Source organism: Micrococcus sp. HSID17227, assembly GCF_003989405.1.
Classification (GTDB): domain Bacteria; phylum Actinomycetota; class Actinomycetes; order Actinomycetales; family Micrococcaceae; genus Micrococcus; species Micrococcus luteus.
On sequence record NZ_RBLN01000089.1, the window covers coordinates 1 to 8,220 of the forward strand.

Here is an 8,220-nt window from a genome sequence, read left to right on the forward strand (position 1 = left end):
GCAGGAGGGCCCGGGAGGCCAAGTGGGACACGACAGGTGCCTTGGTCAGGGCCGAGGCGCAGGTATCGTCCACGGCCTCCAGGGCACAGACCGGCAACCCGGGGTCGGCTGCCTCATCCCCGGCAGGCTCGGCCGGGAGCACGACCTCGGGCACCATGCCGGCCGGACCGATGGCGCCCGGCCCGAGGTGATGAACAGTTGTGGCGGCGGCCGTACCGGTGGCGGCCCAAGCCGCGCTGGTGCCCGTACCAGCGTGCATCCCGAGCAGGCCCAGGATCAACACGAGGGTGCCCAGAACGGTTCGAAGGGCGGGCCAGCCGGACAGGGGGCGGCGGGGGGAGGTCACAGCAGCGATTCGGTGGTGTTCCCGCCGTCCGTGGTGGACAGCACGGTCGAGCCGACGACCAGCAGTGCTTCGGTCTGCCCGTCGTCGGTGATGCCCGTTCCCAGGGCGGTGGCCGTGCCGACCGGGCGGTCGCTGGCGGTCCAGGTGTCGCCGGCGTCGGTGCTGGTCAGCAGGTGTCCCTCGGTGCCGGCGCCCACGGCGGTGGTGTCATCGGCCCAGGCGACCAGGTGCATCAGCTGGGGGGTGTCCAGGGTGGTCCAGGTCGCGCCGTGGTCGGTCGAGCGCAACATGCCGGTTTCGGTGGTGGCCAGCACGGTCCCGGTTTTGGGGGAGATCGCCAGCGATGCCGGGGCGACGGGGATCTCAAGGCTCTGCCAGGTGAGGCCGTCGGTGCTGGCGCGCAGTTGCCCATCGAAGCCGAGGACCCCGTTCGGGCCGGCGGCCAGGGCGTGGAAATCGGATGCGCCGCCGCGGGAGAGCACCGTCCAGCTCTGGCCCCGGTCGGTGGACTCGGCCAGGCCCAGCGGCTCGGGCAGGTCGGTGCGCGGTGCGGGGTGACCCGAGGCCAGGTAGCGGCCCTCGGGAGTCAGGGTGAAACCCATGAAGTCCACGACCGGACCGACCTGGGTCAGCTCCCCGTCCTGGAGCCGGAACAGGCCCTGGTGGGTGGCCAGCAGCACCTCACCGGACTCGGGGTCCCGGGTGAGGGCATGGACGTGGGTGATGGCCGTGCCGGTGCCCTGCGTGCCGGTGCCGGCCGCCGGGGATGTCGCGGGGTTCGGCGCGGCGCAGGCGGTGAGGGTGCCAGCGCCGAGCAGGGTCAGCCCGCCGGCGATCAGGGTTCTGCGGGTCAGGGGGGTCATGGAGCCTTTCCGCCCCGGGCCAAAAGGCGGGGCTATCTACCATTGTCGGCCGGTGACGCGCCGGGATGGGGCGGTTTGCCTTGAAGATTCGATGAAGATTCCCCGCCCCGGCACCGTTCTGAGCCGCCGGGGCGCGAGACAGAGCGAGACTGGACCCATGAACTCTGGCACTGGCACTGGGACTGACACTGGGACTGGTCCGGCGGCCGGCCGGGTGTTGGTGGTCGATGACGAGAAGCCGCTGGCGCGCATGGTGGCCACCTACCTGGAGCGGGCCGGCTACGAGGTGGCCCTCACCCACACCGGCCCGGCCGCAGTGCAGGCCGCCCGGGTTCACGAGCCCGACGTGATGGTCCTGGACCTGGGCCTGCCCGGGCTGGACGGGATCGAGGTGTGCCGGCGGGTGCGGGCCTTCTCCGAGTGCTATGTGCTGATGCTCACCGCCCGCGGCCATGAGCACCACCGGTTGGAGGGATTGGCGGTGGGGGCCGATGACTACATCACCAAACCCTTCAGCGTCCGGGAGCTGGTCGCCCGGGTGGGGGCGGTCATGCGCCGGCCGCGCACAACGGTGTCAGCCCCCGAACCGGAACGGGTCTGCGGTGACCTGGTCATCGACCTGGCCGCCCACGAGGCCCGCGTGTCGGGCCAGGTGGTGCAACTAACGCGCACGGAGTTCGACCTGTTGGCCGCCTTGTCGGGGCGCCCGCACCAGGCCTTCTCCCGGCGCCAGCTGATCGATATCGTCTGGGACCCGGCCTGGGTGGGCGATGAACGGCTCGTGGACGTGCACATCAAGAACCTGCGCCGCAAGCTCGACGCGGACCCGGCCCGCTATATCGACACCGTCCGCGGGGTCGGCTACCGGATGGCGGAGCAATGACCGGCCGGCGGCGCTACCAAGGATTAGCGGCCCGGTTCTTCCTCGCCCAGCTGCTGGTGGTGGGGGCCAGCGTGCTGGCCGCGGTGGTGGTGGCCTCCCTGGCCGGCCCACCACTGTTCCACGAGCACCTGGAACAGGCCGGGGCCGGACACGATGCAGCCCAGGTGCTGCACGTGGAGCAGGCCTACCGGGACGCCAATTTCTGGACCCTGGGCGTGGCCCTGGCCACGGCCTTGATCTGCTGTCTGGCATTGACCTGGAATGTCGCCCGCCGGATCCAGAGTCCGATCAACGCCCTGACCCAGGCGGCCAAGGCCATGGCCGGTGGACGGTACGACACCCGCGTGCCGGCCATGGGCGCCGGCACCGAGGTGGAGGAGCTGGCAGGGTCTTTCAACACCATGGCCGCACGGCTTCAGCGCACCGAGGACACCCGTCGACGGATGCTCTCGGACCTGGCCCACGAGCTGCGCACCCCCGTCTCCGTGCTGACCGTCTACCACGAGGCCCTGCAAGACGGGGTGTCCCACTGGGACGAGCCCACCGGTGAGCTGATGGGCGAGCAGCTGGCCCGGTTGACCCGGCTGGTGGAGGACATCAACGACGTCTCCCGCGCCGAGGAGGGCCGGATCGAACTGGACCGCAGCCCCCAAGGGGTCAGCGGGCTGCTGCATGCCGCGACCGAGGCCCACAAGGAGGCCTACGCCACCAAGGGCGTGGCCCTGACCATGGACGCCGATCCGGGCCTGGCCGTGGACGTGGACCGCCAGCGCATGGGCCAGGTCCTGGGCAACCTGCTCACCAACGCCCTGCGCCACACCCCGGCCGGGGGCCGGGTCACCCTCGAGGCCCGACAAAGCCCGTCCGGGGTCACGCTCAGCGTCACCGACACCGGGGAGGGGATCTCTCCCGAGCACCTGCCGCACGTCTTCGAACGCTTCTACCGCGGGGACACCGCCCGCGACCGTGACCACGGCGGCTCCGGGGTCGGCCTGGCCATCTCCCGAGCTCTCATCCAGACCCACGGCGGCACCCTGAGCGCCACCTCCACCACGGCCGGGGCGACGTTCACCATCGACCTGCCCACCAAGCAGCCCCCCGACCAGCCCACCTACCGGCGCACCCGTTTATCCACCGTGAACACCGGCGCTCCACCCCTTGAATGATACCCCCAGGGGGTATATACCAAGAGGAGAGGCGCCGTCCGGCGCCGCCCTCAGACCTGAAGGAGACCGTCATGACCGAATCCGCCCGCACCCCGCTGCCGGGGGCCACCAACGGCTGCTCGTGCTGCGCCCCAGCCGCCGACGCCACCGCCCCCGCCGGGCGCCAGAGTGCCGACCCAACCGGGACGAGCGCCGGCGACGCGACCTACCAGGTGGAGGGCATGACCTGCGGACACTGCGTGGGCTCCGTCGCCGAGGCCGTGAGCGCCCTGGACGGGGTGGACGATGTCCGGGTCGAACTGGTCGCCGGCGGGGCCTCCCCCGTCACCGTGACCGGGCCCGCCTCCGCGGACTCCGTGCGGACGGCCATCGAAGCGGCCGGCTACCGCGTCCGGATCTAACCGACCCATCCCCTCGAGGTCGGCGCCCCACCGCCGAGCCGGTCGCCGAACAGACCGCCGAGCAGAAGGAACACCATGAGCACCCCGCACCACCACGATCACCCCACCGACCAGACCGCCGAACACCCAGACCCGAACCCCCACGCCGGCCACGCCAACCACACCGACCATGCCGCCCACCACCCCGCGGACGCGGCCACCCACGGGCAGGCCATGCCCCAGGGCCACGCCCACTCGGCCCTGGACGAGGAGCACCAGGTCCACGACCACGGTCAGCACGCCGGGCATTCCACCGCGATGTTCAAGAACCGGTTCTGGGTCTCACTGGTGCTCTCCATCCCGGTGGTGTTCTTCAGCCACATGGTCGGGCAGCTGCTGGGCTACCACGTCCCCGAGTTCCCGGGCTCGGCGTGGATCGCCCCGGTGCTGGGCACCGTGATCTACCTCTATGGCGGCATGCCCTTCCTGAAGGGCGGGCTGACCGAGTTGCGCGCCCGCCAGCCCGGGATGATGCTGCTGATCGCGATGGCCATCACGGTGGCCTTCGTCGCCTCCTGGGTCACGACCCTGGGCATCGGGGACCTGATGCTGGACTTCTGGTGGGAGCTGGCGCTGCTGGTGGTCATCATGCTGCTGGGCCACTGGATGGAGATGCGCGCCCTGGGCGCGGCCTCCTCCGCCTTGGACGCGCTGGCGGCGCTGCTGCCGGAGGAGGCCGAGAAGGTCGTGGACGGTGACACCATCACCGTGCCGATCACCGAGTTGGCCGTGGGCGATGTGGTGCTAGTGCGGGCCGGGGCCCGGGTGCCGGCCGACGGGACCATCCTCGAGGGCGCCGCGGAGTTCGACGAGGCGATGATCACCGGGGAGTCGAAGCCTGTGCTGCGCCAGGCCGGGGACACGGTGGTCGCTGGGACCGTGGCCACCGACAACACCGTGCGGGTGAAGGTGGCCGCCGTCGGGACCGACACGACCCTGGCCGGGATCCAGCGGATGGTCGCTGACGCCCAGGAATCCTCCTCCCGCGCCCAGGCGTTGGCCGACCGGGCGGCGGCCCTGCTGTTCTGGTTCGCCCTGGTCGCGGCGATCATCACCGCGATCGTGTGGACCGCGATCGGCCAGCCCACCGACGCGGTCACCCGCACCGTGACCGTGCTGGTCATCGCCTGCCCGCACGCCCTGGGCCTGGCCATCCCGCTGGTGATCGCCCTCTCCACGGAGAAGGCCGCCAAGTCCGGGGTCCTGATCAAGGACCGGATGGCCCTGGAGCGGATGCGCACCATCGACGTGGTCCTGTTCGACAAGACCGGCACCCTGACCGAGGGCGCCCACGTCGTCACCGCCGTCACCGCGATGCCCGGCGTGTCCGAGGCAGAACTGCTGGCGGTGGCCGCCGCGGCCGAGGCTGACAGCGAGCACCCCGTGGCCCGGGCCATCGTCACCGCCGCCGGGCAGCACCCGCAGGCCAGCACGTTGCGCAAGCGCGGCACGGACTTCAGTGCTGCCATGGGCCGCGGGGTGCGCGCCACCGTGGACGGCTCCGAGATCCTCGTCGGGGGCCCGAACATGCTGCGCGAGCTTAACCTGACCATGCCGGCGGAGATCACTGAGCACACCGCCTCCTGGACCGCGCGCGGGGCCGGGGTGTTGCACGTGCTGCGCGAGGGGTCCGTTATCGGCGCGGTCGCCGTGGAGGACAAGGTCCGCCCCGAGTCCCGGGCCGCCGTGGCCGCCCTGCACGCCCGCGGCATCAAGGTCGCGATGATCACCGGCGATGCCCGCCAGGTCGCCGAGGCCGTCGGGGCGGACCTGGGCATCGACGAGGTCTTCGCCGAGGTCCTCCCCCAGGACAAGGACACCAAGGTCACCGAGTTGCAGTCCCGGGGACTGTCCGTGGCCATGGTGGGCGACGGCGTCAACGACGCCCCGGCGCTGGCGCGGGCCGAGGTCGGCATCGCCATCGGCGCCGGCACCGACGTGGCCATGGAGTCCGCCGGCGTTGTGCTGGCCAGCAACGACCCCCGCGCGGTGCTGTCGATGATCGAGCTCTCCCAGGCCAGCTACACCAAGATGATCCAGAACCTGGTGTGGGCCACCGGCTACAACGTGCTCGCCGTGCCGCTGGCCGCCGGCGTGCTCGCCCCGATCGGGTTCGTGCTCTCCCCCGCGGTGGGCGCGATCCTGATGTCCGTCTCCACCATCGTGGTGGCCCTCAACGCCCAGCTGCTGCGCCGGATCGACCTGGACCCGGAGCACCTGGCTCCTCTCGAGCGCCCCCGGTCGCAGGCTGCCCTTCAACCCGCGACCTCCTGATCGCGCCTCTTGGCGCTAACTCTGATATGAACCCTCAACCCACTGTGGAAGGACCCACCATGAAACGCACCATGACGCTGACCGCCCTGGCCCTGGCCTCCGCCCTGACCTTGACCGCCTGCGGCACCGGCGCCCAGGACGAGAACGCCGGCGCTGAGGCCTCGGCCACCGCGACCAGCTCCGCCCCCGCCGCCACCCCTGCGGCCACGGCCACCGCGACACCGTCCACCACGGCGACCGGTTCGGCCGAGGAGGTCTCCGCCGAGCACAACGACGCGGACGTGATGTTCGCCCAAATGATGATCCCGCACCACCAGCAGGCCGTTGAGATGAGCGAGATGCTGCTGGCCAAGGATGACGTCCCGGCGGAGGTGGCCGCGTTCGCCCAGAAGGTCATCGACGCCCAGGGCCCGGAGATCGAGCGCATGAACGCCATGCTCACCGCCTGGGGCCAAGACCCCGTGGACACGGACGGTATGGAGGGCATGGACCACGGCGGGATGTCCGGGATGATGTCCGAGGAGGACATGGCCGCCCTGGAGCAGGCCCAGGGCACCGAGGCCGCCCGGTTGTACCTGGAGCAGATGACCGCCCACCACAAGGGCGCCGTGGACATGGCCAAGGACGAGGTCGAGGACGGCCAGAACCCGCAGGCCGTGCAGCTCGCCGAGCAGGTCATCGCCGACCAGGAGGCCGAGATCACCGAAATGCAACAGATGCTCGACAAGCTCTGAGCACCGTCGTCCGCTGCGGGCATCCGGTGAGACGCGGCTGGCGATAGACCCCGAAACCGGAACGGGTCCTCCAGGAAAGGAGACGAGCATGCAGGACAAGATCAAGGTCGCGGTGAACGGGTACGGGGTCATCGGCAAACGCGTCGCCGACGCGGTCCGGGCCCAGGAGGACATGGCGCTGGTCGGAGTCAGTGACGTCATCGCTGACTACCGGATCGCGACTGCGGCCGGGAAGGGTATCCCCGTCTACGCCTCTACCGAGCAGGCCCTACCGGTGATGGCGGATGCCGGCCTTCCCGTCGTCGGAGGCCTGCACGACCTGCTCGAGAACGTTGACGTCGTGGTGGACTGCACCCCGGCCCAGGTGGGCGCCGGCAACCTGGAGCTCTACCGTGCCCACGGGGTCAAATCCGTGTTCCAGGGCGGGGAGAAGCACGATCTCACCGGCCACTCCTTCGTCGCCCACGCCAACTACGCCACCGCCCTGGGCCGGGACAGCACCCGGGTGGTGTCCTGCAATACCACCGCCACCGTCCGGGCCCTTACCGCGCTGAAGGACGTCGGACTGCTGTCCAAGGCCCGGGGGGTGCTCATCCGCCGGGCCACCGATCCGTGGGAATCGGACCACTCGGGGATCATGAACACCATCGTCCCCGAGGGCCGAATCCCCAGCCATCAGGGGCCCGACGCCCAGTCGGTGGTCCCGGACCTGGACGTGGTCACCATGGCCGCCAAGGGAGCCCACACTCAGAACCACCTGCACTACTGGACGATCGAGCTCACCCGCCCGGCCGAGAAGCAGGAGGTGTTGGAGGCGTTCCGGGCGATGCCGCGGATCGCCTTCGTCCGGCGCTCGGACGGCGTCGTGGCGGTCAATAGCACCGTGGAACTCATGGAGGACCTGGGCCGGCCCCGGGGTGATATGTATGAGGTGGCCCTCTGGGAAGACATCCTCACCGTGGACGGCAACGAGCTGTACTACACCTACACGGTGGACAACCAGGCGATCGTCGTCCCCGAGAACATCGACGCGATCCGGGCCCTCACCGGAACCGTCGACGACGGCGGCGAGTCCATCCGGCGCACCGACCGCGCCTTGGGGGTGCGCCAGGACTTCGTGCGCTCCTCGGTGGCTGCCCGTTGAACTGCGCGGCAGACGCCGCTGAGGCGGTGCCCGGCCCCAGGAATGGGGGGTGGTCGGACACCGCTTCGGCGGCCGCAGACTACCGCAGCGGTCCTATGGCCTCCGGTCAGGTGCGAGAGGCCGTCGCGATCGCGTTGATGGCCTCATCCAACACCGCATTGAACTGCGCTGGGCTCTGGGCCGTACTCAGCCCTTCGGTCAGGGCGCGGGAGAAGCTGGCGATCACGCCGTGGTTGCGGGCCAGCAGGGTGGTGGCCTGGGCCCGGGTATAGCCGCCCGACAGGGCCAGGACGCGGATCACTCGGGGATGGTCCACGAACTCGCGGTAGAAGTCCGCCCGCTCCGGCAGCGTCACTTTGAGGATGACCGA

The 8,220-nt window shown here is 70.7% G+C and carries 8 protein-coding genes and 1 pseudogene; 6 read left to right on the forward strand and 3 right to left on the reverse strand.

Features of this window, described 5'->3' with window-relative positions:
* The coding region (locus D8M29_RS14155; protein WP_233569978.1) for a hypothetical protein at positions 1-346 on the reverse strand (346 nt) is incomplete at its 3' end.
* Positions 343-1,209 (reverse strand): F510_1955 family glycosylhydrolase, encoded by an 867-nt coding sequence (locus tag D8M29_RS06340; RefSeq protein WP_036340675.1) that lies wholly within the window; start codon positions 1,207-1,209, stop codon positions 343-345. The genes D8M29_RS14155 and D8M29_RS06340, both read right to left, overlap by 4 nt.
* A 157-nt stretch (positions 1,210-1,366) precedes the next feature.
* Here D8M29_RS06340 and D8M29_RS06345 point away from each other — a divergent pair, with 157 nt between their 5' ends.
* From D8M29_RS06345 to D8M29_RS06370, 6 genes are all read left to right on the forward strand, one after another.
* Positions 1,367-2,092 carry a response regulator transcription factor gene (locus tag D8M29_RS06345; RefSeq protein WP_060974075.1) on the forward strand — a complete coding sequence of 242 codons (726 nt, stop codon included), beginning with the start codon at positions 1,367-1,369 and terminating at the stop codon, positions 2,090-2,092.
* Complete coding sequence (locus D8M29_RS06350; protein ID WP_060974076.1) at positions 2,089-3,258, forward strand: cell wall metabolism sensor histidine kinase WalK; 1,170 nt, start codon at positions 2,089-2,091, stop codon at positions 3,256-3,258. Before D8M29_RS06345 ends, D8M29_RS06350 begins: the two co-directional genes overlap by 4 nt.
* A 71-nt stretch (positions 3,259-3,329) precedes the next feature.
* Positions 3,330-3,659, forward strand: a complete 330-nt coding sequence (locus tag D8M29_RS06355; RefSeq protein WP_060775536.1) for a heavy-metal-associated domain-containing protein — start codon at positions 3,330-3,332, stop codon at positions 3,657-3,659.
* 75 nt (positions 3,660-3,734) lie between these two features.
* Complete coding sequence (locus tag D8M29_RS06360) at positions 3,735-5,972, forward strand: copper-translocating P-type ATPase (RefSeq protein WP_060974077.1); 2,238 nt, start codon at positions 3,735-3,737, stop codon at positions 5,970-5,972.
* A gap of 59 nt (positions 5,973-6,031) precedes the next feature.
* Positions 6,032-6,706 (forward strand): DUF305 domain-containing protein, encoded by a 675-nt coding sequence (locus tag D8M29_RS06365; protein WP_060974078.1) that lies wholly within the window; start codon positions 6,032-6,034, stop codon positions 6,704-6,706.
* A gap of 88 nt (positions 6,707-6,794) precedes the next feature.
* Positions 6,795-7,850, forward strand: a complete 1,056-nt coding sequence (locus D8M29_RS06370; protein ID WP_002854314.1) for a type II glyceraldehyde-3-phosphate dehydrogenase — start codon at positions 6,795-6,797, stop codon at positions 7,848-7,850.
* Between the two features lie 106 nt (positions 7,851-7,956).
* On the opposite strand, the pseudogene D8M29_RS06375 reads toward D8M29_RS06370, so the two are convergent.
* Positions 7,957-8,220 (reverse strand): annotated as a pseudogene (locus tag D8M29_RS06375) (class I fructose-bisphosphate aldolase); the annotation flags it as partial.